A 23,500-nucleotide genomic window follows, 5' to 3' on the forward strand; every position below is an offset into this window, starting at 1 on the left:
CACGGCACCTGATGGACCGCACCACCTGGCCGCTCGCAGCGCCACGCCGAGGCGTCGCACACACCCCTTTGCATGTTCATGCGTTTCCATGCATACTCTTCCCATGTCCAAGGTCCTCACCTCCCTTCCCGTCGGCGAGCGCGTCGGCATCGCCTTCTCGGGCGGCCTCGACACCTCGGTCGCCGTCGCGTGGATGCGCGACAAGGGCGCCGTCCCGTGCACCTACACCGCCGACATCGGCCAGTACGACGAGCCCGACATCGCCTCGGTGCCCGGCCGTGCGAAGACCTACGGCGCCGAGATCGCACGCCTGGTCGACTGCCGCGCCGCACTGGTCGAAGAGGGCCTGGCCGCGCTCACCTGCGGGGCGTTCCACATCCGCACGGGCGGGCGCGCCTACTTCAACACCACCCCGCTCGGCCGTGCCGTCACGGGCACGCTCCTGGTCCGGGCGATGCTTGAGGACGACGTACAGATCTGGGGCGACGGGTCGACCTTCAAGGGCAACGACATCGAGCGGTTCTACCGTTACGGCCTGCTCGCCAACCCGCATCTGCGGATCTACAAGCCCTGGCTGGACGCGGCCTTCGTGACCGAGCTGGGCGGCCGCAAGGAAATGTCGGAGTGGCTGCTCGCCCACGGGCTGCCCTACCGCGACAGCACGGAGAAGGCGTACTCCACCGACGCCAACATCTGGGGCGCCACGCACGAGGCCAAGACCCTGGAGCACCTGGACAACGGCGTGGAGACCGTGGAGCCGATCATGGGCGTACGGTTCTGGGACCCCGCGGTCGAGATCCTCCCCGAGGACGTGACGATCGGCTTCGAACAGGGCCGCCCGGTGACGATCAACGGCAAGGAGTTCGGCTCCCCCGTCGACCTGGTGATGGAGGCGAACGCCATCGGCGGCCGCCACGGCCTGGGCATGTCGGACCAGATCGAGAACCGGATCATCGAGGCCAAGAGCCGCGGCATCTACGAGGCGCCCGGCATGGCCCTGCTGCACGCCGCGTACGAGCGCCTGGTCAACGCGATCCACAACGAGGACACCCTCGCCCAGTACCACAGCGAGGGGCGGCGCCTCGGCCGGCTGATGTACGAGGGCCGCTGGCTGGACCCGCAGGCGCTCATGATCCGTGAGTCGCTGCAGCGCTGGGTCGGCGCGGCCGTCACCGGTGAGGTGACACTGCGGCTGCGGCGCGGCGAGGACTACTCGATCCTCGACACCACGGGCCCGGCGTTCAGCTACCACCCGGACAAGCTGTCGATGGAGCGCACCGAGGACTCGGCGTTCGGCCCCGTGGACCGCATCGGCCAGCTCACCATGCGCAACCTCGACATCGCCGACTCGCGCGCCAAGCTGGAGCAGTACGCCGGGCTCGGCCTGATCGGCACCGCCAATCCCGCCATCGGTGCCGCCCAGGCGGCCGCGACCGGGCTGATCGGCAGCATGCCGGAGGGCGGCGCCGAGGCCATCGCCTCCCGCGGCGAGGCCGACGACGACGAACTCCTGGACCGCGCCGCGATGGAGTCGGGCACGGACTGACCAGCCGAACGCAGCAGAGGCCGGCTCGACGCCCAGGGCGTGGAGCCGGCCTTTCCCTTGCAGTGCTCCGGCAGTCGAGGGGGCCCGGCGGCACCGCGCGGGCCCCGTAGGCTACGGGCATGGTGACTGCGACCGTACGCGAGTGGCACGAAGAGGAAGGGTGGGGCGTACTCGACTCCGCCGTGACTCCCGGCGGTTGCTGGGGCCACTTCTCCGACATCCAGATGACCGGTTTCCGCACGCTGTCACCCGGCCAACAGGTCGACCTCAAGTGGGAAGCCCCCGGCTTCAAACAGGACGGCTACGACTACCGCGCGGTGAACATCATGCCTCGCTCCACCTGACACGGACGGTTTTCGGCCGATCAGTCGGGCAAGGCGACGTCCCCTCGTCGCACATCAACCGTTCCGCGTCACACCATCACCCGGTTCTCCGTCGTTCATGCGGCCTTCTCAGAATCTGCACGTCCCAAGCGTGTACGTCCCTGCCGCCCGCGGGAGTTGAGCATGAGCCACGGCCACAGACACGACGACGGTCACCACCACCATCACCACCACCACCACGGGAGCGGCGACGCCTCCTCCCTTCCGCCCGCCCTCGACATGTCGGTCCCCGACGAGGAACTGACTCCCAGTCAGCTCTCGCGACGCTCGATGCTGCGCCGCACCGGGCTGCTGGGCGCGGGCCTCGCCGCCGGCACCGTCCTCGGAGGCGCGGGTCAGGCCACGGCAGCGGTGCCCGCGTCCGCTACGCACCACGACGAGCGCTCCGGTGGGTATCTGTGGCTGGCCGGTGACCACCACATCCACACGCAGTACAGCTCCGACGCCAAGTACCGGGTCATCGACCAGGTGCGACAGGCGAACGCGCACGGCCTGGACTGGATGGTGATCACCGACCACGGCAGCGACACGCACGCCAAGATCGGTGTGGAGAAGGTCAATCCGGACATCGTCGAGGCCCGCGACCGGATCGACGACACGCTGGTCTTCCAGGGCCTGGAGTGGAACATCCCGGCCGCCGAGCACGGCACGGTCTTCGTCCACCCCGGCAAGAACGAGGTGGCGGTGCTGAAGGAGTTCGAGAGCTCCTTCGACGGCTCGGTGAAGAAGGCGTCTGCCAGCACCCCGGCCAACGAGGCGCTCGCCATCGCGGGCGTCAACTTCCTCGCCGAGCAGGTGCAGCGCCGCCGGGTGAAGGACGTACTGTTCCTGGCCAACCACCCCGCCCGCAAGGGCATCGACTCCCCGCACGAGATCCGCGCCTGGCGCGACGCCCAGCCGACCATCGCCGTCGGCATGGAGGGCGCCCCCGGCCACCAGGCGGGCGGCTTTCCCGCCCCCAACGGCGCGGGTTCCGCGCGCGGCATCTACGACAACAGCCCCGGCGCCGACTCCTTCGCCGGCTACCCGCTGGAGAGCTACCGCACCTGGGGCGGCTTCGACTGGATGACCGCCACCGTCGGCGGTCTGTGGGACAGCCTGCTGGCCGAGGGCAAGCCGTGGTGGATCACCGCCAACTCGGACTCCCACAATGTGTACGCCGACAGCGCGGTGCGCGGCCCGAACAGCGACTTCGCCGGCAACGGCCGCTACAACGACCCGGTCTACGGCGGCGGCCTCAACCTCGGCGACACCGACTTCTGGCCGGGCCAGTACTCCCGCACCCACGTCGGCGCCGCGTCCTTCTCGTACAAGGCGGTCATGGACGGCATCCGTGCCGGCCGTGTCTGGGTCGACCACGGCGGCCTGATCAGCGGGTTGGACGCCCAGCTGCGCTCCGGCGCCCGTGGGGTCACCCTCGGCGGCGCGCTGACGGTGCGCCGGGGCAGCCGGGTCGACCTGGTCGTCGAGATCAGCCTCGCCAACGGGCCGAACTGGGCGCAGTTCGTGCCGGCCCTGGCCCGTGTCGACGTCATCCAGGGTGACGTCACGGGTCCGGTCTCCGACCGGGACGCCCTGGCGACGCCGGACACCAAGGTCGTGAAGTCGTTCGAGGTCAACAAGTCCAGCGGCCGCGTCCGGCTGACCTACTCCCTGGGCCAGGTCGACAAGCCGTGCTATGTCCGGCTGCGCGGCACCGACGGCAACCGTACGGCCGTCGGCCTGCGCGGTGCCTCCGTGGACCCGGCGGGACCGGCCATGGACGTGGTCGGGGACGCCGACCCGTGGAAGGACCTGTGGTTCTACTCCAACCCCATGTGGGTCCTGCCCGCATGAGCGCACCACACGGCGCGCCCGGCGTCCACTCCGTCATCGGGGTGGACGCCGGGACGGCGAGCCTGCGGGAGGCCGACCACCTGATCCTCGACCTGGCGGCTCGGCTCGGCCTCCCGCAGGGCACCATCGCCTGCACGCACCTGATCCGCACCGACGAGCGTCGGGGTACGGCCGTCTCCTTCGCGCTCCCGGACGCCCGGACCGCCGCCATCACGTGGTCACATGTCGTCGCGCCGGCAGACCCCGACATCGGCGCGGTCCTGGCCGGCCGCTCGTACGGCGCCGAACCCGCCGCCCACGCGGCAATGCTGGCGGCAGAGGAACACACCCACCGCCGAGGCGGGCGAGCGGTGCTCTTCCCGGGAGTCGATCACCTCACCGGCACGGTCACCGTGGCCGACCTGCTCGCCCTGACCGCCATCGACCGGCTCGTCGTGGTCGGCGCACCGACGGCGGACGGACCCGAGCCCACCACACCCGTCCTCACCCGCGACCACGTACGCCCCGAGTGGCAAGACGGCCACCTGACCCTCGCCCTCGTCCCGGCAGCAGGCGGCACACTGGCCCCCTTCGAAGTACCCAACCCCACCCCGTGCTGCGCCGACCACGCGTGAGGGCAGGCGTGCGGCTCAGCGGCTGGCCCGTTGCGCCTCCACGATCACCTTCATCGTCCGTTCCGGCGCCGCCAGTCGCTGTATCCGCTCCGCGAACCCCGGGAACTGCGAAGCGATCTTGGTGAGGAACTTCAGCTCCAGCGGGGCGACGTTGATCTCGGCGACGTCACGCTCGATCGCGCGCATCACGCCCTTGACGACCCGCTCCGGCGCAACGGTGCGTACGCCGCCCGGCGTCGAGGAGCCCGTGTTCGCGAACATGCCCAGTTCGCGTACGAAGCCGGGCTGGACGATCGAGACACCCACGCCCGTGCCGTGCAGATCCTGGCGGAAGGACAGGGAGAAGCCGCGCAGCCCGAACTTCGTCGCCGTGTACATCGACGACGACTTGGTGGCCGCCATTCCCGACAGTGATCCGACGAAGCAGATGTGCCCGCGCCCCGCCGCCACCATGTCCTCGGCGAGCAGGCGCGCGAGCATCGCGGGCGCGCGCAGATTGACGGCGATCGACCGGTCGATCTGCTCCGGCGTGTAGTCCAGTACGTCGCCGCTGGAGGGCAGGGCCGCGTTGGCGATGAGGATCTGCGTGCCCGCAGCCTCCGCGGCGAGGCGTTGCACATCGTCCGGATCGGCGAGGTCCGCAAGGATCGTCCGGGCACCGAAGCGCTCGGCCAGCGGGTCCAGCGCCTCACGGCGGCGGCCGGTGAGAACGAGATCCGCGCCCCGGGCCGACAGTTCGGCGGCCAGCGCCCCTCCGATGCCGCCCGTGACTCCGGTCAGCAGAACGGTTGTCCCAGCGATGTGCACGACTACCCTCCGGTCCTGTTCGTTCGAACGAACAATAGGGAGGGCGGGGACTCCTGTCCACCGGCGGCCCCCGCCAACGCCCCGCGGCAGTGGTGGAGCTGAGGCGCCGTCAGTCCGCCCGCACCGCTGTGACCTCGTACGTCATCCGGCGCACACCACGGGTGGAACAATGGGCGGCATGCCCAAGGCCGCCCTCACCACCCCGACACGTCAGCGCATCATCACCGCCGTCCTGCAGATCATCGGCGACGGTGGGGTCGCGGCGGTCACCAACAGAAGGATCGCCAAGGAGGCCGGCGTCTCGCTCGGCTCCGTCACGTACCACTTCGAGACGCAGCACGATCTGCTGCGCGAGAGCCTGCTGTACTTCGTGCGCGAGGAGGCCCGGCACTTCACCGAGCTGGCCGACCAGTGCCAGACCGAGAACCTCGACATAGACGACGCGGCGTCCCTGGCCGGCCAGGTGGCCTGCGGTACGGCCCTGGACACCGCGCATCTCGCACCCTTCGAGCTGTACATCCACGCCGGGCGCGACGAACGGCTGCGCGAGGCGGCTTCGGAGGCGTTCCGGGCCTACGACCGGCTCGCCGCCCAGATCCTCACCGCCCTGGGCGTCCCGGACGCGGAACGCCTCGCGGCCACCACCGTCGCCGTGGTGATGGGCCTGCAACTGCGGCGCCTGGCCACCGGCAGCCCGGCGGACGACCTCGTCGACGCCCTTCTGCTGGTGGCACGGGGAGCCGCCGACGAGTCCGCCGGCCAAGGGCTCGTCGCACAGGGCTGAGCATGGTGGGAATTTCGGGTGCCGAGCAGATAGTCGAACGTTCCTGGGGGTACCCGAAGTCCGAGACACCTCAGAAGTCAGCAGAGGAGGCGGTCATGCTTATCCTCGGTCTTGTCCTGCTCGTCGTCGGCCTCGTCACCGGAATCTCGATTCTGTGGACCATCGGAGTCATTCTCGTGGTGCTCGGTGCCATTTTCTGGATCCTGGGCTCCATGGGGCACGCGGTGGCCGGCCGACGTCATTACTGGTAGTCACGGAAGGCAACTCCCGTGTTCAGGGTGCCCAGGGGCCCTCGACGGCCCAGGTGGTGTCCTCGGTGAAGCTGCCCGGGCTGTCCCAGGCGTGCGAGCCGCCCCGCTGTGCCAGCCACAGCTCGGCGTTCATGTGCCGCAGATACTGGCCCGGGTAGCCGGACGCCGAGAACCGGATGCCTCCGCTGCCCTGGACGGGGCACCATGTCGCGTCGGCCTTGTAGAGCGCGGAGTCGTCGCCCGCCTCGCGCCGTACCCGGAAGTCGCGGTGGCGGAGGTATTCACCCGGGTAATTGCGGGACTCGAAGGAGTAGCAGAGCTTGTTCGCGAGACCCGGCCTCACCTTCCAGGTGGCGTCCTGCTTCAGCAGGGCGCCGCTTTCCGCGGTCACCACCTCGGTGTAGCCGAGCCCGTCGTAGTGACGGATGTAGCGGTCGGTGTAGCCGGGTGTGGTGACTCGGATCGACACATACTGCTCCAGCGGCAGCTTCACCGTCGGCCCGAGCGTACGGGACGCGGCGATCAGCGCCTGGTTGGCCGCCCGGACGCGGGCCTCGTCGACCTTGACGACCTGGCGGTCGTAGGTCATCAGCCCGTTCGCCTCGTTCTCCACATCGGTGATCTGCGTGTAGACGGAGGCCGACAGACCACCCGCGGGCATGGAGTTCTCCCGGATGCCGTCCAGCAGACCGACGAACCGGTCGTCGAGAGCCGCCGGGCTGGGCTGGTCCTCATAGCTGAAGCCGCCACCCGGGTACCACTCGTGGCCGGGGACCCGGTAGCCGAGGCCGCCGTACTCGCCCAGCACCGAGGCACGTACCGGCTCCGTCGGGGTGTTTCCGGGTCCGACGTAGTTGTGGTTGTCGATCACGTCGCCGTTGCCGCCGTCCTGGGCACCGCAGCAGTTGACCCCGCTCATGTTGTCGACGAGGCGCGAGGGGTCGTACGCCTTGACCATGTCCGCGATGCGCGCCTGGTCGTACTGGCCCCAGCCCTCGTTCTGGTCGACCCACTGGATCAGCGCGGGCGAGCTGCGGTGCTGGTCGATGACGGCCCGGTACTCGCTCTCCCACTGGGTGCGGGCCGCGCCGTCCGGCGTCCTGGCGCTGTCCATGGACGGCATGTCCTGCCACACCAGCAGCCCGAGCCGGTCCGCCCAGTAGAACCAGCGCTGCGGCTCCACCTTGATGTGCTTGCGCACCATGTTGAAGCCGAGGTCCTTGTGCTTCTGGAGGTCGAACCTGAGGGCGTCGTCGGTGGGCGCGGTGTAGATGCCGTCCGGCCAGTAGCCCTGGTCCAGGGTGCCCGTCTGGAAGACGAACCGGCCGTTGAGCACGGGCCGGCGCACCCCGTTCACGTCCTTCACCGCGATCGAGCGCATACCGGCGTAACCGCCGACCCGATCGGCGCCGGCGCTCCCGGTCAGCAGCGCGGTGATGTCGTAGAGGAAGGGGTCGTCGGGCGTCCACAGGTGAGTGTTCGGGACGGGCACGGAGAATTCGGTGCCGACCGTGCCGGTGGCGCTGCCGACGGGGGTGCCCCCGCTGGAGACCGTGACCTTGACGGGCACGCCCTGGGCCGCGGCGCCGCGCACCGTCACGTGCAGTGTGCCGTCCTCCAGGTGCGGGACCATGTCGAGCCGCGTGATGTGCGCCGCGGCGGTCGGTTCGAGCCAGACGGTCTGCCAGATGCCCGACGAGGCGGTGTAGACGATGCTGTGGCCGGGGTGCGGTGTGACGTCCTGGACGCGCTGCTTGCCGATGGCCTGGCCGCCGGTCTCCGTCGGGTCGTACACCGACACGACGATGGTATTGGTGCCGTCGTTCAGCAGGGGCGTGATGTCGTACGAGAAGGAGTCGTAGCCGCCGCGGTGTGCGGCGCCCGCCTGCCGGCCGTTGATCCAGACGGTCGTCTCCCAATCGGAGGCACCGAAGTTGAGCTGGACGCGACGCCCGCGCCAGCCGGCGGGCACGGTGAAGGTGCGCTTGTACCAGAGCTTGTCGTTCCCGGTGACCTTGCGCTGGATGCCGGAGAGCGCGGACTCCGGCGCGAACGGCACACGGATCCGCTCGCCGAACGTCGCGGGCTGAGCGGCATCTCGGGAGGTGACCGCGAAGTCCCAAATGCCGTTCAGATCGGCCCAGTCGGGGCGGGTGAGCTGCGGGCGCGGATAGTCCGGCAGGGGGTGGTCCACGGAGACCTGGTCCGTCCACGGGGTGGACATCGGCGCGGGTTTGGGGGTCCAGGCGGCCTCGGCGGCACGGGAGGGGTGAGCGCCGGAGGCCAGCAGGGCGGTGACGGTCAGCATCAACACCGCGGCGGTGGCCAGTAGTCGGCTCCAGGTCCGGCGCGGCCCGGGGGTCGAGGACGATCGGGGGGACAGGAGTCTCGCCATGATGTCTGCTCCCTGGTGTGTACGGCACGGCGGCCGGTGGGGTTCCGCCGGACCTCGCGCGGAACCCCAGGGACGCGACCGCGGGCGGGCGGTCAGTAAGTGTGCAGGGTCAGCCCGTAGCGGTTGAGGATCTCGTTGACCGGCTGGAACCAGGTCTCACCGCCGCCGGAGCAGTTGCCCCAACCGCCCGAGGTGACGCCCTGCGCCTGGTCTCCGCTGATGAACGACCCTCCGGAGTCGCCGGGTTCGGCGCAGACACTCGTCTTGGTCAGCTGATACACCGTGCCCTGGCTGTAGTTGACGGTCTCGTTCTTGGCCAGCACCGTCCCGCAGTGCCAGTGCGACGTCGATCCCGAACGGCAGATCGAGGAGCCAACGGGAGCTTCGGCCGAGCCGCGCACGAGCTGGTCGGGCACGGTGCCCCAGCCCAGCACGACCGGCACCGTCCACCACCCGCTGCCCACGCTGACCCAGGCATAGTCGTCGCCCGGGAACGAGGAGCCCTGGAAGGTACCGATGTACGAGCCGTCCCAGCCGCTGACCCCGGCGCCGGGCCGACCGCAGTGACCGGCGGTGACGAAGCCGCCGTACACCGAGAAACCGATGGAGCAGCGGACATTGCCCGTGTAGTACGGGTCGCCGCCGACCGTGCCCGCGGCGAAGGTCTGCGGCGCCGCGGAGACGGTCTCGACGGCCACGGGACCCGACTCGCGAGCCCGGGACACAAAGCGTTGGACATCGTTGTCAGCACGGCGGTCGCGGACGACGTCGACGACGACGGTGTTGGTCATCGGATCGACGCGCCAGCTGCTCACCCCGGAAGGGGCGGACAGCCGGTCGATGCGCGCCTTCACCGCGTTCAGCTGCCGCAGGCTGTGCTCGACCGTGCGGATGCCGGCCCCGGCGGCCCGGATCGTGCGGCGGGTGGCGGCCGACGCGTCCGGTGTGAGCGCCACCGTCAGACGACCGCGCGAGTCGTCGAACCAGGAGCCCGCATAGGCGGCACCGGCCGCGCGGCGTGCCTTGGGAGCGAGCGCTGCGGCGGTCCGCTCGGCCGCGAGCCGCGCCTCGGCCTGGTCGCGGGACAGGCCGAAAGCACGCTGCATGGCGGACAGCACGCCGTCGGAAGCGGGTGCGGCGGACACTGCGGGCGCGGCCTCGGAGCCGCTCGCCGAGGCGGGGAACGTACCTGCTGCGCCCAGGCCGCCGAGCAGCAGCAGAACAGCCAGGCCGACGTGCGCGATTCTCGTGCGTCTCATGGGAGTTGCCCTTCGTCGTTCCAGGAGTGGGGGATGGAACAGCCGATTCCCGAGAGCGCTCTCATTCGTGGCGCAGCAGAGCCTAGCCACCCCTGGCCGTCAGGTCCATGCCAATGCAGCGGCGAATCGGAATCGCTTCCCGAGCCGAGGAGCTTCACGGCATCATGGGTAGCCGCAACGAGGGGGTGCCGTGGGCAACAGGGAGACGGAACAGGCTGCCATCACGCATGTGATGGCCCTGGAGCGGGCCGCCGGGCGTGATCCCAAGGACGTCCGTACCTCGGGCCTCCCGTACGACGTCGAGAGTCCGCCGCGGATGATCGAGGTGAAGGCCTTCAGCCGCTCGGCGCGCAGCGAGGCGCTGCCGCTGGAACAGCGGCAGGTGACAGCCGCGAAGGCCGACCCCGAGCACTACTACCTCTACGTGGTCGACAACCTCGCGGGCCGCGACGGCGCGGAGGTCGCGGTGCGCGTCCTGCACGGACAGGCGCTGCTGGCGATGATCGAGCGGTCCAAGCCCCAGATCACGTACTGGCCCACGTTCAAGGCGGCCGAGTACGACGAGGCCGAGCGGCTGCACTGAGTTCCGCGGTACGGCGGCGGCGCCGGCCACCGCGGGAACTCACCTCACGCCCGTGGTGTGCAGCAGCCGTCGCCCGAGGCGTCGTCGTGCGGCCCCGCGTCCAGACGGCAGAAGCAGGACGCCGTGATCGGCACGTCCGCCGTCGCTGCCGCGAACTTCAGCTGCTGAGCCACGATCCGTGCCTCACCGGTCCGGCCGAGTCGCTGGAGACACTCGTGGTACCCGTGCAACGACCAGACGTTGTTGGGGTGTTGCTGCGGCCGGGGAAGCGTGTCGTCCAGGCCCAGGTCGGCGCGGTAGACCGCCTCGGCCTCCGCGATCAGGCCCCGCTCCAGCAGCAGCGCGCCGTAGGCGTGCCGGGTCGGCTGCATCCACCCCCACGGTTCGTCGTAGGGGAGGTTGTCGTCCAGTTCGATCGAGCGGCGCAGCGCGGCGAAGGCGGCGTCGTAGTCGCCCTTGCGGTAGTCCAGTTCGCCGTCGAGCATCGCCGAGGCGATGGCCAGGATGTCCGCGCACGTGTTGTTGAACAGCATGCGTGTCTGCGGGACCCGGGTCACCGCCTCCCGGAAGAGCGCACGCTCCTCCTCCGCTTCGGCGATCCTGCCGGTGGCGGAGAGCGCGACGCCGCGCGCGTAGTGCAGCATCGCGGTGCTGACGCAGTACAGCCGCGGGTCGGCGGGCATGGGCAGGCGCAGCACGTCGTCCCACCGTCCGAAGCGGATCAGGACGTGCACCCGCATCGCGAGGAACCCCTCCAGCCAGTCGGCCATGGGCGGGCTCTCCACACGCAGCAGTTCCACCGGCACTGCGGCGTCGAGCCGCTCCGCCGAGTCGAGCGCGTCCTGGAGGCGGCCGAGGAACATCGCGCCGTAGATCCGGAAGTGGTAGTTGTGGCAGCGATACAGGGTGTAGAAGTTCAAGGCGCCTTCGCGCGCGTGGTACTTCTCGTCGGCGGCGATCGCCGCAGCATTGTCGGAAACCACCCTCCGGTAGTCGCCGCACAGCACTTCCAGATGGGACGGCATGTGCTGCAGGTGTCCGGCGTCGGGCACCAGGCCCCGCAGCCGGTCGGCGGCCGTCAGGGCCGCCTCGGGCGTCGGGGACATCTCCATCAGGTGGATGTACATGTGCAGCAGGCCGGGGTGCGATGTGCCCGCCTCCGTCGCCATCGCCCGCCGGAGCACGTCCCTGGCCTCCGGCGTGCGTGCCTCTGCGGCCGGGAGGCCGGTGCGGATGTCCCACAGCTGCCAGGGGGTGAGGTTCATCAAGGCGTCCGCGTACAGGGTCGCCACGTCGAGGTCGTCGGGCGCCAGTTGGTGGACGGCCCGCATGCTCTCGGCATAGGCCGCACTCCACACCGACAGGCCCTCAAGGTCCTCGGCCACAGCCCGCGGGTAGCGGGCGCGCAGCGCGTCGATCAGGGCGCGCTCCACCGGGGTGGCGGACGCCGCCGTGGCGTGCGCGCGCTCGACGGCGGCGTGGGTGCGTTCGACGGTCCGCGCCAGGTCGTGCTCGTCGAAGAACTCCCAGGGTTTGTTGTAGTTGGGGCCCAGGGCGTAGGCCATGCCCCAGTGGGCCATGGCGCAGTCGGGATCGGCCTCGGCGGCGCGTTCGAAGCAGCGGACGGCCTCCTCGTGGTTGAAGGCGTACGTCCACACCAGTCCGCGGTCGAACCAGGTCTGGGCCTCGGGGGACGATGTCGTCACGCGTCGTCGGTGGCTGCCCAGCTCGTAGTAGTTCACAGTGTTCCGACCCTATCCGGGCCGACGGAAAACTCGCTGTTCATCCGGAATGTTGCGATGTACGCGCGGCGGCCTCGGCGGCTCCGCCGCAGGTCGGCTCACGCGGGTACCGTCGACAGGTCGATGGCCCGGTCGACCTCCTGCGGCTCGAGGACGCGGAGGATGCCCTCCAGCAGGTAGTAGTCGGCGTAGGGGAGCGATATCTCGATCCCGTCCTCGGCCGGCCGGTTGCGCGTGCAGCGGGCCACGACCGCTTCGGCACGGGACGACTTCCTGGTCAGGCAGGTCTGCGAGAGCGCGACGAGCAGGCGCAGTGCCGCCTCGCGGTAGTGGTGTCTGCCGGTCGCGGCGGACAGGTCGAGCAGTCCGCAGGCCATGATCGCGCCGGCCGACGCGTCCTTGATGTCATGGGGCTGCTGGGGTGCCCGGTAGTCCCAGACCGGAATCCAGTCACCGCTCAACGCGCCCAGCGCGAAGTCCGCCAGTCGGCCGGCGGTTGCCAGGAACTGCCGGTCACCGGTCCGGCGGTAGATCGTCGTGAACCCGTAGATCCCCCACGCCTGCCCGCGTGACCAGCAGGACGAGGAGCTGTAGCCCTGCACCGTGGCGGGACCGACGGGCGCGCCCGTGTCCGGATCCAGGTCGAAGGCGTGCGGGGTCGACCCGTCCGCGCGGGGGAACACCCGCTGAGCGGTGTTCGCGTGGTCCACCGCGGCCCGAAGGTACTTCTCGTCGCCTGTCTGCCGGCTCGCGAAGGCCAGCAGGTCGAGGTTCATCATCGTGTCGATGATGATCCGGCCGGCGTTGTGCGGATCGTTCAGCGCGCCCCACGCCCGGATGAAGTGCCCGCGCGGGTTGTACCGCTGGAGCAGGGAGTCGGCCGCCTGTACAGCGCCCGTCCGCCACTTGTCGTCACCCGTGAGACGCCAGGCCGTGACCCAGGAGGGAGAGAAGAGGAAGCCGAGGTCGTGGGTGGTGGTGTCGTACCGGCGGGGAGCGAGCCGCCCCGCCGAATCGAGGGCCAGTGTGCGGAACGCGTCGTCCCCGCTGTGGAGGTACGCCATCCAGAGCGTCCCCGGCCAGAAGCCGCCGACCCAGTCCCCGTTCTGGGAGTACACCCATTTCTCGAACTTCGTCCCGACGGGGAAGGCACTGACTCCGGGCCCGACTGCCGCGAGTTTCCCGACCGCATAGTCGGCCGCGTCCCGCAGGACGCGCACAGCGGTCAACGATGCCGGATGATCGGCCGCCTGCGCGGTCTGCTCGGTAGCGGCACACACGGTCGCGACTCCGGCGGCCGAGGCCAGCACAGTACGCCGGGAAACACTCATGGGCGCCTTCCCTCAACGAGGCTACGGTGCAAGGACGTTGGCGTGAGCCTTGCACAGCAGCTCCGAAGCTGTACACCCACATGAGCAATGTTCATGTATGTGAACGCCACGCCTCGCCTCGCGGCTGACGCTCCGCGGCTATCGGACGGCCACGGCCGGTGGGCGCTCACGCAGCGCGCCGTACCCGATGAAGTACGCGGGCAGACGGCGTACGAACCGTGACCCGGTGAGCAGACCGGCCATGCGCTGGGCGCGTTCCACGCTGCCGAGAGGCGGCTGCCCCTGCAGGACGGGAGCGATGACACGGGCATGGGCGATCCGCTGGAGCCCCTGTGTGACGACCGTGGTGGGCAGGCGGCGGCGCTGCAGACCGCGTACGTCGTGCAGGCCCACGCTCCCGCGGCGCAGCGGCTCGACGAGGTACCGGGCGGCGGCCACCGCGTCCTCCACGGCGAGGTTGATCCCGATCCCGAAGACCGGGGACATCGCGTGCGCGGCGTCACCGATGCACAGCAGTCCCGGGCGATGCCAGCGGCGCAGCCGGTCCAGACGTACGTCGAGGAGCTTGACCTCGTCCCATGAGCGCAGGTGGTCCGTACGGTTCGCGACCCAGGGGACCGCGGCGGCGAAGTCGGCCCGGAATCGGTCGAGACCGGCGGCCCGGCGCTCCGCGTCGGTGCCCTTGGGAATGAGCGCGGCGCACTGCCAGTACTCCCCGCGGTCGATCATCGCGGTCAGGAAGCGGTCGCCCGCGCCGCCGACGAGCCCGCTCGGATCGCCCTCGTGCCGCGGCAGCCGGAACCACCAGGCGTCCATCGGGCAGCCGAACCGGCGCAGCCCCAGCTCCGGCCGGGAGCGGGCCAGCGATCCACGGCCGTCGCAGGCGACCGTGAGGACGGCACGCAGCTCGCCGGTGGCGCCGTCGGAGGTGCGGTAGCGCACTCCGGTCACCCGTCCGCCCTCGACCAGGAAGGAGGTCGCCTCGGTGTTCATCCGCAGGTCGAAGGACGGTTCGCGCCGGGCCTCGTCCGCGAGGAGGTCCAGCAGGTCCCACTGGGGCACCATCGCGACGTAGTTGTACGGGCCGCGCAGCACCGCGAGGTCCGCGACGGTGACCGCCGACCGGCCGGCCCCGATGGGCAGTTGGACGGTGCGCACCCTGCGCTGCGGCAGCTGCGCGAAGCGCTCGGCCAGACCCAGGTCGTCGAGCAACGCCAGCGTCGAGGGGTGCACGGTGTCGCCGCGGAAGTCACGCAGGAAGTCGCCGTGCTTCTCCAGCACCGTCACCGCGACGCCGGCCCGCGCCAGCAGCAGCGCGAGCACCATGCCGGCGGGGCCACCTCCCACCACACAGCACGTGGTCCGCTCCATCACGGCCCTGCCTTTCCGGAGAGCAGTAATTCATCACCCGATGAATATCGTACTCCTGCCTGCCCGGATCGACTTGTCGACGCTCCCTGATCCACGTACGGCCGACGCGTACCGCCGCTTGGAATCGAGCGACAGCCGAGCCGGTCTCCATCCGCTTCGTTGATCGTAAGAAGGTGAACTCAGGGCCGCGCAGACGGGCTCGGGGAGTGTGTGTCCCACGTCACGCGCCGACGACGGCCCTCCGGGCGGGATCCGGAAATACCGGCGCGGGCTTCCTCGGTTGTCGTGTGCATCCGCGATTTTCGCTGGAGGCGGACATGGACCACACCCCAGAGCGCCGGGAGAGGTGACGGCGATGAGCGTTCTCACACCGGGCCTGCTGCACGCCCGTCCCGGCCGTCGACGGGCGACCGGGGATCCACGGGCGGCACGGCGCCGGGCCGTACTGGTTCTGCTGGTCGTGGGCCTGGACGCGGCGGCCCTCGTGATGCTGCTGAGCCGGCAGCTCCCGAACGCTCTGGCCGGAGTGCTGCTGGCCACTCTCGGCTGGCTGACCGCCGGCCGCACGGCGATCCGGTACCCCGCGGCACGGACGCGCGGATCGGTCGAGGAACCGGTCCGGCGATGAGCCAGGCAACCAGCAATCCGGCGGCGGCCGCCGCCCCACGTACGCGTATGGAGACCGCCCCGCCGGTACGCTCCGCCGCTGCGCGCCACCCCGGCCGGAACGAACAGTTCGAGCGGCGCCGTCGGCACACCATAAAGCTGCTGGCCGCGTCCGCGCTGGGGCTGATTCCCTGGACGGTGATCCTCGGCCTGACGCTCCCCTCCGACTATCAGGTCCACTCCTGGCGGGTGACCTGGGTCGGCTTCGACCTGCTGCTGCTCACCGCCTTCGCGGCCACGGCCGTCCTCGGTTTTCGCCGGCACCGCGCCGTGGTGATCCCGGCACTGGCGTCCGCGGTGCTGCTCGTGTGCGACGCGTGGTTCGACGCGTCACTCGCCGTCGGTACGCCCGACGTCTGGGCGTCCGCCGGGCTTGCCGTCTTCGTCGAACTGCCCACGGCGGCCTACATCTTCCGCCGCGCCTACAAGCTCCTGCACCTCCAATGGTCGTCACGCCAGCTGACGGGCTGCCCCGACGCGGACCCACCACGCTGACGTTGAGCGTCTCCCCCACGGTGACCAGGTCCGCGGCAGCCCACGTGCCGGTCGATTTTCCAGCTCACGGCCACGGCCGAGTGCCGCGCACGGTGGCACGATGGAGAGGGGCATCACCCTTGTGAGGGGGTGTGGCACATGGCCGTATCGGAAAAGTCGCCTGCCGCGGGAACCCATCGGCCGGGGCTGAGGCGCGAGATCGGCTTCATCGGCCTCATCTGGGCCTCGGAGGGGTCGATCATCGGCTCCGGATGGCTGTTCGGCGCACAGGGAGCCCTGGCGGCGGCCGGGCCCGCGGCGATCATCTCCTGGGGCATCGGCGGCCTCGCGATCCTGATCCTGGCACTGGTGCACGCCGAGCTCGGCGGGATGTATCCGGTCTCCGGCGGGACCGCCCGCTTCCCCCACTACGCCTACGGCGGAGCCGCGGGCGCCTCCTTCGGCTGGTTCTCCTGGCTGCAGGCGGCCACGGTGGCACCCATCGAGGTGCTGGCGATGATCACCTACGCCCAGCACTACTCCTGGGCCGGCGGCTGGGAGAAGATCAAGGGCGGCGAGCATGTCCTGACCCCGCCCGGCATCGCCGTCGCGGTGGGACTGATGGCAGTCATCACAGCCATCAACTTCCTCAGCATCCGTCTGCTCGCCCGCACCAACAGCGCGGCGACCTGGTGGAAGGTCGGCGTCCCGCTGCTGACGATCTTCGTGTTGGCCATTGCCCAGTTCCACACGAGCAACTTCACCGCGGCCGACGGATTCGACCCCTACGGAGCCAAGGGCATCCTGTCCGCCGTCTCCACCAGCGGCATCATCTTCGCGCTGCTGGGCTTCGAACAGGCCGACCAGCTCGCCGGTGAGAGCGCCCATCCCAAGCACGACATCCCGCGGGCGGTGATCGGATCGATCGTCATCGGCATCGTGATCTACATCCTCCTCCAGGTCACGTTCCTCGCCGCGCTGCCCGCCTCGCAGATCGGCAGCCACTGGGCCACCTCCGCGTTCACCGCCCTGAGCGGTCCGTTCGCCCAGGTCGCCACGCTCATCGGTCTTGGCTGGCTGGCCACGATCCTCTACCTCGACGCCGTCGTCTCCCCCGCCGGGACCGGTTTGATCTACATCACCGGATCCTCCCGGGTCTCCTACGGCCTCAGCCGCAACGGCTATGTGCCCTCCGCGTTCGAGGCCACCAACCGGCGCGGAGTCCCCTGGATCGGCCTGATCACCGCGTTCGTCATCGGGTGCATCTGCTTCCTGCCGTTCCCCAGCTGGCGCTCCCTCGTCGGACTGATCACCAGCGCCAGTGTGCTCATGTACGCCGGTGCTCCGCTGTCCTTCGGTGTGTTCCGCAGGCGGCTGCCCGACGCGCACCGTCCCTACCGGCTGCCCGGCGGCAGCTGGATGTCGCCGCTGGCCTTCATCGTCGCCAACCTGCTGATCCTGTGGTCCGGTTGGGCCACCGACTGGAAGCTCGGCGTCGCGATCCTGATCGGCTACGTCGTCCTGATCGCCAACCGGGTGTTCAAGATGAACCCCATCACGCCCCAGCTCGACCTGAGCGCGGCCCAGTGGCTGCCCGCCTACCTCATCGGCATGGGGCTGATCGTCTACCTCAGCGACTTCGGGCCCCTCAAGCACCCGTGGTTCCCGTTGTGGTGGGACATCGCCGTCACGGCCGTCTTCAGCCTCGGCATCTACTACTGGGCCATGGCGGTCGCGCTGCCGACGGAACAGATCCAGCGCATGGTCGACCAGGTCGTCGTGCCGGAGGAGGAGGGCGTCGTCTGAGGGTCAGGGCACCAGCTCGGACATCACCGCGAGCGGCAGCGCGGGGTTCGCGGCCGCCGCTTCGACCACCTGCCAGTCCTCGTCGGCGAGCAGGTCGATCAGGACGTCGGGCGGCAGGGCAGGATGCCGGGCGGCCATGGGCCGGCCCTGCCTGTCCGCCAGGCAGGCCAGCAGCGCCAGGGGTGTGGCGTTGCGGTGCCGGGCCACCGCGCGGAACGCCTTCTGCACCGGCGGTTCATGCCGTGTCAGCTCCTCCAGCAGCGCCGGCGGCGTGTCCGTGTTGGCCGCCACCTTGGCGGCGACCCGGACGCCGTGCCGGTCGACCATGGAGCGCAACTGGGCTTCGGACAGTCCCGGGTGCCCCGCGATCGACTTGAGCACCTTCGCGTCGGGATCGACGGCAAGTACGTCGCGGATCTCGTCCGGCAGATCACGTCGTTCGGCCACGAGCATCCGTACGCCCGGATGCGGGGACTTGGCCAGGTCCATGACCTCCGCCGGAGAAGCGGCGGCGATCCGGGGCAGCAGGGTCGAGCCGATCTTTGCGGTGCCGGCCAGGGCGGTGAGCAGGTCGAGGGGCACGTTCGGGTTGAGTGCGACGCTGCATCGCACGTCCGGGCTGGGGTCGGTGGCCAGCGCGCGCATCACTGCCTCACCGATCACGGGATTCTTCGCGAGGTCGGCCCGGACACCGGGAGCGGGATCATCGGCAAGCCGTGCGCAGAGCCGCGGCGGCAGGTCGGGGCGGGCGGCCAACTCCCAGCGCAGTACCGGTGAGGAGTGGTCGGCAAGGCCGATGAGAACGTCGATCGGTGTGGCCGGGTTGCGCAGCGCTCTCTCCCGCAGCGCGTCAAGGGTGGACTCGTGGGAACCGTCGCACGCGACGCCCGGCAGCAGATCGCAGTCGGGCCGTGGGCAGTTCGGATCGTGCACGAAGGGCGTCGCCTCGCGATCGCAGACCAGGCACCGCCGGGCCGGCGGTATGCCCTCACCCGTAACCAGCATCGCGAGGACATCCGGTGGCGTCGACTCATTGGCCGCCACGGCGCTGCGGACTTCGGCGTGCGGGTGCCGCGCGAGCCGGGCCGCCATGTCCGGCGTCGTCCACAGCGCGAGTTCCGCGACGACTCGTACGTCCGGGTCGGCGGCGAGTGTCTCCAGGACGTCGGACGGAAGGCCGGGACAGGCAGCCAGTCGCTCCCGGTGCTCCACGACCGGGTCCGTGGCGAGCAGGCGGGCCCACTCCGGCCTGCCCGCGTTCTCTTCCAGCAGGGCGAGCGCGGCCCGCGGCTGTGCCACCGGATCGATGTCGGCAACGGTCAGCCTGCCCTCGTAGGCAAGTTGCACCGCTGCCTCCTCGACGCGCCCGGCCAGGGCCACCGCCTGGGCATGGCTGAGGTCGTGACGGTACGCGAGAGCCTCGGCCAGTTCGGTGTCCGCGATCTCGATCAGCCTGTCGACCAGTCCGGCCGGGAGGGACGGGTTGACGGCGAGCCCGCACAGCGCACGATTCACGGAAGCATCATCCCGAGCCGGCGGTCGAACAGCTCGCGAATATCGGACCACCGGTCGTCCGCACGCTCCCATGTCGACCAAGCCCTGTCAGAGTCTGCCGTGATCCGGAAGTCTCGGATCTTCCTCACCTCGCCGAAGAGTCTTGCGGAAGGCCCAACTCCGGTCCCCCGGCGTCGGATCGGTCCGCCAGCGGGCGCGTACCACTCCGTCCGCGTCGGGCATGACGGCGGTGAACCAGGGCACACGCTCGTCCGTGTACGCGGACAGGAGCGCCGCGGTTTCCGCACCCGAGATCGGGTCGGCCAACTCGATGTCGGAGGACAGGTCCGGCCACACGGCCAGCCGGGCGCGGGGAGCGGTCCCGGCCCGTACCGAGTCGATCGTGTCGGAGGTGAGGCGGTGCCGGCGTGAAGGCGCCTTCGACGCAGATCTCCTCCAGGAGCCCGGCGCGTCCGGAGGTGACCGACCAGTGCAGGCCGGCCCAGAACTCGTCGTCGCCCGGTCGCTGGACGTGCTGTTCCCCGTCCGTGTCCATAGTCGTACGGGGAAGCGGTCAGGCGTTCCGGGAGCAGCCCGAGTGCGCGGGTCCGCGCCAGCGCCTCCTCGCAGAGCCGGTTGCTGCCAACGTAGGGGTGCTGGTCCCATCCGACGTGCACCGCGAAAGCGCACTCCACTTCCTGCCGGCACCGGGCCCCGCCGTCGCGCAGCATGACCCGCACCAGCTCCAGCCCCATGGCGAGCGGTAACTCCGCTCCGTCGTGAAAGCCGGCCAGGCCGGCCGGGACAAGCGGTCGACACCGGCGTCCGTGGCGAATGCCTCGACGGCCTCGAGACAGGCCGACTCCACCTTGCCGTGATCGCTGACGACGTCCTCATCGCCGGTGCAGTGGCCGTGTTCGTCACGGTCGGTGGGGTCGTACTTGGTGACGCGGTGGACGTAGGGCAGTGGCACAGCCCCCTGTTCCCGTACGAGATCGACATCGTCCCAAGGAATGTCCGTTGGAGGGAAGAGAACGAGACATCGATACGGCGCTGACCGGCCTGGCAGACTGCACGGCGTGAAGACCCTGACACCCGAACGCGCCCTTGTGCTGGTGACCGCCGGCATAGCCTGCCTGGTGACCGCATCGGGCGGACTTCTCGGCGCTCTCCTCGGCGGCTGGATCGTGGCACTGGTCGTAGGGGTGATCGCCGGGGCGGGTTCCGTCGTCGGCGCGTTGCTCGTTCGGCGGCGGGCCATGGCCGGATTCCGTGCCGCCCGGCAGGAGGCGACGACGCGCGGCTACGCCGACGGCATCGCGCACGGCGTCCTCGTCGGCGTGGCCAACTACCAGGCGGCCGTCTTCCCGATGAACGTCGGTGGCGTCACGGACGACGAGCGCGCCGCACGCCGCACCGTCGCCTATCGGCTCGCGGCCGAGGACGAAGTGCCCCATCCGGTGCGCGAGGCGGCGGCCAATGCCCTCGCCGCGCTGGACGACGAGGATCTCGAACGGGTCCGGGATGCCATGTCGAAGCTGTATGCCGCGGTGCACGACCAGGTCGTCTCCCCGCAGCGGTGACCTCGGCGTCCGTTGAAGGGCGCCCGGTTCAGTCGCGCAGTGGCCGCAGCCCGGGAGGCAGCTTTCCCTCCCGCTGCCTGCCCCGTCCCCACCGCCGTCGTACCGCCTCGGACACCCGCCCGCGCTCATATCCCGTGTGGGTCACGAACGCCTCGATCACCTGCGCGGCGGGCCGATGCGGTGGCACGGCCATCAGCACCGCGTCGTATCCGTCCGGCAACGGCGGGGCCACCACGGCGACTTCGTCCCCGGAGCGCAGCCGCAGCACCACAGCCCGCAGCCGGTTCTCGTCCTCGGGTACGGTGCGCAGCCTGGCGTGCAGAGTGTCCTGCGCCGGCGAGTACAGCCGTACATGAGCCAGGAGCGCCCCGCGTTTGTACTCCTGCCAGCGGTCGAACCCGAGGCTGCGTGTCGGCGGTTCCTGCCAGGGCCGCAGCGCGTCCAGACGCTCCAGCAGGCGCCGCAGGAAATCCCGTACGGCCGGCTCGTCGTGCGGTTGCCAGGACAGGTCCTGTTCCCAGGCGTGCACGGCCAGGGCGCCCTCGATGCCCGCGTACTGCTCCTCGACGGTGAGGTCGTAGATCGGCTGCTCCAGGACCATGCGGGCGATGCGCTCGACCTCTTCGTCACTCAACTCCCGGCTGAACTGCAGGCAGTAGAGAATCGCCGTGACCACCCCGAGATGCATGCGCACAGTATCCCCGTCCCGGCTTCCCAAGCCGTCCCGATGCGATGGCCTCGGCGGTTCAGCCGGCCTTGCGCGCCACGCCCCCGTAGAAGCCGATCTCGGCGGATCTGGCCGGCGGCGGGGCGTCCGGGCGCCAGAACGGAACCTGGGCCAGGCCCGGTTCGATCAGTTCGAAGCCGTCGAAGAATCGCTCCACCTCGGCGCGGGACCGCAGATTCAGCGTGGCCGTGGCCCTGTTGTAGATGGCCTGCGCCCCACTGCGATCGGCGAAGTCGCCCGTGGCATGCGAGAGCACCAGGAAGCTGCCGGCCGGAAGTGCGTCACGCAGGGTGGCGACCACCTCCGCGGGCTGCTCCGCGTCGGTGAGGAAGTGCAGGACGGCGACGAGGAGCAGGGCGACCGGCTCGTCGAAGTCGATGACCTGGCGGACGTCGGGGTGATCCACGATGGCCCGCGGGTCGCGCAGGTCGCCGAGTACGATGCTGGTCGAGCCGGAGCGGCTCAACAGCGCGTTGCCGTGCGCGCTCACGATGGGATCGTTGTCGACGTACGCGACGCGCACGTCCGGTGCCGCCTCCTGAGCGATCTCATGCACGTTCGGCGAGGTGGGCAGCCCGGTACCGACATCGAGGATCTGACGGACACCGCTGCCGACGACGTGCCGGACAGCCCTTTGCATGAAGGCGCGGTTGGCCCGCACACCGATCCGGACCTCGGGCGCCGCGGCGGCGAGTTCGTCTCCGGCCTCGCGGTCCACCTCGTAGTTGTCCTTGCCGCCCAACAAGTAGTCGTAGATCCGGGCAGGATGCGGCCTGCTGGTGTCTATCTCCTCGGCACGCACGCCGTCCTGGGTCACACCGCGCTCCTCTCAACGGGTACCAACAGTTTTACACACCAACTTCCGTGCACAGGCGCGGAGTTGTAGGTAAGGAGACCTGTTCCCGCCTTCCTCGATCACCTTGTGTGATGATTCCCTGACTGTTTGTCAGTGCTACCAGGGGGAGGCTGCCATGTCTGGAGTCCGGTTGTGCGTGCGGTGTCCGATCCGGTTCCGCTCCGCCAGGGGCGAGCGGTGACCCGGCGGCGGTCGCCCGTGCGGCGGCGTACTCGACGGCCCAGCAGGCAGCAGCAGCGGGACGCCCGGCTGATCGGTCTTCTCTTGGCGGGCGTCGCAGCCATCGGGCTGGTGGTGATGGTGGTCAACTGGCTGCTGGCGCACTGGTGGGTCCTGGTCGTCGGCCTGGTGGTCGCCGTGCTCGCGGCCGTCGGCTGGTTCTACAACCGGCAACAACGGGCCCGATGGGAGGCTGTTCGCGCACAGGGCCTGAGGTATGCGCTGCCGCAGCTGGATGCACTGCATCATGCCCGCTTCGAGGACGCGATACGGGACCTGATGCGCAGGGACGGCTGTGCCGACGCGCAACGGGTCGGCGGCGGTGGGGATCTGGGCGCGGACGTGAAGGCGACGGACCCGTTCGGGCGACGCTGGGTGATCCAGTGCAAGCACCGCCACAACGGGGTACGGGGCGCGGCCGTGGGCACGCCGGATCTTCAAGTGCTCAACGGGACGGCCCGGCAGGTGCACGGCGCGGACGTCGCGGTGATCGTGACGAACGGAAGAGTCACCGCACCGGCGGTCGCGTTCGCCGAACAGCAGCGTCTGCATGTCGTCGACCGCCGGACGCTGGGCGTATGGGCATCCGGCTCGCGCCCCCTGTGGGAACTGCTGCGCGCGATGCCACCGCCGCACCGGCGCTCGGCGCTGTCCTGAATGGCAGGCCCGGTACTCGCCGAGGACGGAGTTGTCGGCGTCGGCATCTCAGGGGGCGATCCCGTGGACACGGGTGGTGATGGGGGGCCGTACACTCGGCAGCCGTTGCAAAGCGG

Annotated in this window: 21 protein-coding genes; 12 read left to right on the plus strand and 9 right to left on the minus strand. The window is 70.1% G+C overall.

The window, feature by feature from the left end; all coding sequences use genetic code 11:
- Positions 1-103 precede the first annotated feature (103 nt).
- The 4 genes from argG (at position 104) to ACZ4EG_RS08630 (ending at position 4,379) form a co-directional block, all read left to right on the plus strand.
- On the plus strand, positions 104-1,546 hold the full coding sequence (gene argG, locus ACZ4EG_RS08615) for an argininosuccinate synthase (RefSeq protein WP_363297862.1): 1,443 nt from the start codon (positions 104-106) through the stop codon (positions 1,544-1,546).
- Positions 1,547-1,665: 119 nt separating this feature from the next.
- Positions 1,666-1,890 (plus strand): cold-shock protein, encoded by a 225-nt coding sequence (locus ACZ4EG_RS08620; protein ID WP_467790078.1) that lies wholly within the window; start codon positions 1,666-1,668, stop codon positions 1,888-1,890.
- A gap of 162 nt (positions 1,891-2,052) precedes the next feature.
- Positions 2,053-3,765, plus strand: coding sequence for a PHP domain-containing protein (locus ACZ4EG_RS08625; RefSeq protein ID WP_467790079.1), 1,713 nt, complete (start codon positions 2,053-2,055; stop codon positions 3,763-3,765).
- Entirely contained in the window at positions 3,762-4,379 is a 618-nt protein-coding gene (locus ACZ4EG_RS08630) for a hypothetical protein (protein ID WP_467790080.1), read from the plus strand. The genes ACZ4EG_RS08625 and ACZ4EG_RS08630 overlap by 4 nt, the downstream gene beginning before the upstream one ends.
- Before the next feature lie 15 nt (positions 4,380-4,394).
- Here the strand turns inward: ACZ4EG_RS08630 and ACZ4EG_RS08635 are convergent, their stop codons facing one another.
- Positions 4,395-5,186: an SDR family NAD(P)-dependent oxidoreductase gene (locus tag ACZ4EG_RS08635; RefSeq protein ID WP_467790081.1), complete on the minus strand. Its 792-nt coding sequence runs from the start codon at positions 5,184-5,186 to the stop codon at positions 4,395-4,397.
- A gap of 178 nt (positions 5,187-5,364) precedes the next feature.
- Between ACZ4EG_RS08635 and ACZ4EG_RS08640 the strand changes: the two genes are divergently transcribed.
- Together ACZ4EG_RS08640 and ACZ4EG_RS08645 are read left to right on the plus strand one after the other, a co-directional pair.
- On the plus strand, positions 5,365-5,970 hold the full coding sequence (locus tag ACZ4EG_RS08640; RefSeq protein WP_453546566.1) for a TetR/AcrR family transcriptional regulator: 606 nt from the start codon (positions 5,365-5,367) through the stop codon (positions 5,968-5,970).
- 95 nt (positions 5,971-6,065) lie between these two features.
- Positions 6,066-6,221 carry a DUF6131 family protein gene (locus ACZ4EG_RS08645; protein WP_316754532.1) on the plus strand — a complete coding sequence of 52 codons (156 nt, stop codon included), beginning with the start codon at positions 6,066-6,068 and terminating at the stop codon, positions 6,219-6,221.
- Between the two features lie 22 nt (positions 6,222-6,243).
- Here the strand turns inward: ACZ4EG_RS08645 and ACZ4EG_RS08650 are convergent, their stop codons facing one another.
- Both ACZ4EG_RS08650 and ACZ4EG_RS08655 read right to left on the minus strand, forming a co-directional pair.
- The gene (locus ACZ4EG_RS08650; protein ID WP_467790414.1) at positions 6,244-8,529 is read right to left on the minus strand and encodes an AbfB domain-containing protein; all 2,286 of its coding nucleotides are present in this window, start codon (positions 8,527-8,529) and stop codon (positions 6,244-6,246) included.
- 179 nt (positions 8,530-8,708) lie between these two features.
- On the minus strand, positions 8,709-9,875 hold the full coding sequence (locus tag ACZ4EG_RS08655) for a S1 family peptidase (RefSeq protein ID WP_467790082.1): 1,167 nt from the start codon (positions 9,873-9,875) through the stop codon (positions 8,709-8,711).
- 190 nt (positions 9,876-10,065) lie between these two features.
- Here ACZ4EG_RS08655 and ACZ4EG_RS08660 point away from each other — a divergent pair, with 190 nt between their 5' ends.
- Positions 10,066-10,458 (plus strand): protein NO VEIN domain-containing protein, encoded by a 393-nt coding sequence (locus tag ACZ4EG_RS08660; protein WP_453546562.1) that lies wholly within the window; start codon positions 10,066-10,068, stop codon positions 10,456-10,458.
- Positions 10,459-10,502: 44 nt separating this feature from the next.
- On the opposite strand, the gene ACZ4EG_RS08665 is transcribed toward ACZ4EG_RS08660, so the two are convergent.
- The 3 genes from ACZ4EG_RS08665 to ACZ4EG_RS08675 all read right to left on the minus strand — a co-directional run bounded on the left by ACZ4EG_RS08665 (position 10,503) and on the right by ACZ4EG_RS08675 (position 14,902).
- Positions 10,503-12,200 (minus strand): tetratricopeptide repeat protein, encoded by a 1,698-nt coding sequence (locus ACZ4EG_RS08665; RefSeq protein WP_467790083.1) that lies wholly within the window; start codon positions 12,198-12,200, stop codon positions 10,503-10,505.
- A gap of 98 nt (positions 12,201-12,298) precedes the next feature.
- On the minus strand, positions 12,299-13,531 hold the full coding sequence (locus tag ACZ4EG_RS08670) for a glycoside hydrolase family 88 protein (RefSeq protein WP_467790084.1): 1,233 nt from the start codon (positions 13,529-13,531) through the stop codon (positions 12,299-12,301).
- Positions 13,532-13,669: 138 nt separating this feature from the next.
- The gene (locus tag ACZ4EG_RS08675) at positions 13,670-14,902 is read right to left on the minus strand and encodes an FAD-dependent oxidoreductase (RefSeq protein WP_467790085.1); all 1,233 of its coding nucleotides are present in this window, start codon (positions 14,900-14,902) and stop codon (positions 13,670-13,672) included.
- Positions 14,903-15,257: 355 nt separating this feature from the next.
- Between ACZ4EG_RS08675 and ACZ4EG_RS08680 the strand changes: the two genes are divergently transcribed.
- From ACZ4EG_RS08680 to ACZ4EG_RS08690, 3 genes are all read left to right on the plus strand, one after another.
- Positions 15,258-15,530: a hypothetical protein gene (locus ACZ4EG_RS08680; RefSeq protein ID WP_467790086.1), complete on the plus strand. Its 273-nt coding sequence runs from the start codon at positions 15,258-15,260 to the stop codon at positions 15,528-15,530.
- Entirely contained in the window at positions 15,527-16,063 is a 537-nt protein-coding gene (locus ACZ4EG_RS08685) for a hypothetical protein (protein WP_467790087.1), read from the plus strand. The genes ACZ4EG_RS08680 and ACZ4EG_RS08685 overlap by 4 nt, the downstream gene beginning before the upstream one ends.
- Before the next feature lie 138 nt (positions 16,064-16,201).
- Positions 16,202-17,848 (plus strand): APC family permease, encoded by a 1,647-nt coding sequence (locus ACZ4EG_RS08690; protein WP_467790088.1) that lies wholly within the window; start codon positions 16,202-16,204, stop codon positions 17,846-17,848.
- A 3-nt stretch (positions 17,849-17,851) separates the two neighbouring features.
- Here the strand turns inward: ACZ4EG_RS08690 and ACZ4EG_RS08695 are convergent, their stop codons facing one another.
- Positions 17,852-19,363: a hypothetical protein gene (locus tag ACZ4EG_RS08695; RefSeq protein ID WP_467790089.1), complete on the minus strand. Its 1,512-nt coding sequence runs from the start codon at positions 19,361-19,363 to the stop codon at positions 17,852-17,854.
- A 1,058-nt stretch (positions 19,364-20,421) separates the two neighbouring features.
- Here ACZ4EG_RS08695 and ACZ4EG_RS08700 point away from each other — a divergent pair.
- Entirely contained in the window at positions 20,422-20,925 is a 504-nt protein-coding gene (locus ACZ4EG_RS08700; RefSeq protein ID WP_390706102.1) for an FxsA family protein, read from the plus strand.
- Between the two features lie 28 nt (positions 20,926-20,953).
- Here ACZ4EG_RS08700 and ACZ4EG_RS08705 read toward each other — a convergent pair whose 3' ends face one another.
- On the minus strand, positions 20,954-21,613 hold the full coding sequence (locus ACZ4EG_RS08705; protein WP_467790090.1) for a hypothetical protein: 660 nt from the start codon (positions 21,611-21,613) through the stop codon (positions 20,954-20,956).
- 58 nt (positions 21,614-21,671) lie between these two features.
- Entirely contained in the window at positions 21,672-22,469 is a 798-nt protein-coding gene (locus ACZ4EG_RS08710) for an SAM-dependent methyltransferase (protein ID WP_467790091.1), read from the minus strand.
- Positions 22,470-22,685: 216 nt separating this feature from the next.
- On the opposite strand from ACZ4EG_RS08710, the gene ACZ4EG_RS08715 reads away from it, so the two are divergent.
- Positions 22,686-23,384: a restriction endonuclease gene (locus tag ACZ4EG_RS08715; protein ID WP_467790092.1), complete on the plus strand. Its 699-nt coding sequence runs from the start codon at positions 22,686-22,688 to the stop codon at positions 23,382-23,384.
- The last annotated feature ends 116 nt before the right edge of the window (positions 23,385-23,500 follow it).

Source organism: Streptomyces sp. NPDC025638 (genome assembly GCF_055558775.1).

Excerpts from the sequence above, each read along its gene's own strand:
- ACZ4EG_RS08620 (WP_467790078.1), top strand. The coding sequence starts at position 1,666 with ATGGTGACTGCGACCGTACGCGAGTGGCACGAAGAGGAAGGGTGGGGC.
- ACZ4EG_RS08640 (WP_453546566.1), top strand. The coding sequence starts at position 5,365 with ATGCCCAAGGCCGCCCTCACCACCCCGACACGTCAGCGCATCATCACC.
- ACZ4EG_RS08625 (WP_467790079.1), top strand. The coding sequence starts at position 2,053 with ATGAGCCACGGCCACAGACACGACGACGGTCACCACCACCATCACCAC.
- ACZ4EG_RS08705 (WP_467790090.1), bottom strand. The coding sequence starts at position 21,613 with ATGCATCTCGGGGTGGTCACGGCGATTCTCTACTGCCTGCAGTTCAGC.
- ACZ4EG_RS08685 (WP_467790087.1), top strand. The coding sequence starts at position 15,527 with ATGAGCCAGGCAACCAGCAATCCGGCGGCGGCCGCCGCCCCACGTACG.
- ACZ4EG_RS08645 (WP_316754532.1), top strand. The coding sequence starts at position 6,066 with ATGCTTATCCTCGGTCTTGTCCTGCTCGTCGTCGGCCTCGTCACCGGA.
- argG (WP_363297862.1), top strand. The coding sequence starts at position 104 with ATGTCCAAGGTCCTCACCTCCCTTCCCGTCGGCGAGCGCGTCGGCATC.
- ACZ4EG_RS08630 (WP_467790080.1), top strand. The coding sequence starts at position 3,762 with ATGAGCGCACCACACGGCGCGCCCGGCGTCCACTCCGTCATCGGGGTG.
- ACZ4EG_RS08650 (WP_467790414.1), bottom strand. The coding sequence starts at position 8,529 with ATGCTGACCGTCACCGCCCTGCTGGCCTCCGGCGCTCACCCCTCCCGT.
- ACZ4EG_RS08690 (WP_467790088.1), top strand. The coding sequence starts at position 16,202 with ATGGCCGTATCGGAAAAGTCGCCTGCCGCGGGAACCCATCGGCCGGGG.
- ACZ4EG_RS08670 (WP_467790084.1), bottom strand. The coding sequence starts at position 13,531 with ATGAGTGTTTCCCGGCGTACTGTGCTGGCCTCGGCCGCCGGAGTCGCG.
- ACZ4EG_RS08675 (WP_467790085.1), bottom strand. The coding sequence starts at position 14,902 with ATGGAGCGGACCACGTGCTGTGTGGTGGGAGGTGGCCCCGCCGGCATG.
- ACZ4EG_RS08680 (WP_467790086.1), top strand. The coding sequence starts at position 15,258 with ATGAGCGTTCTCACACCGGGCCTGCTGCACGCCCGTCCCGGCCGTCGA.
- ACZ4EG_RS08655 (WP_467790082.1), bottom strand. The coding sequence starts at position 9,875 with ATGAGACGCACGAGAATCGCGCACGTCGGCCTGGCTGTTCTGCTGCTG.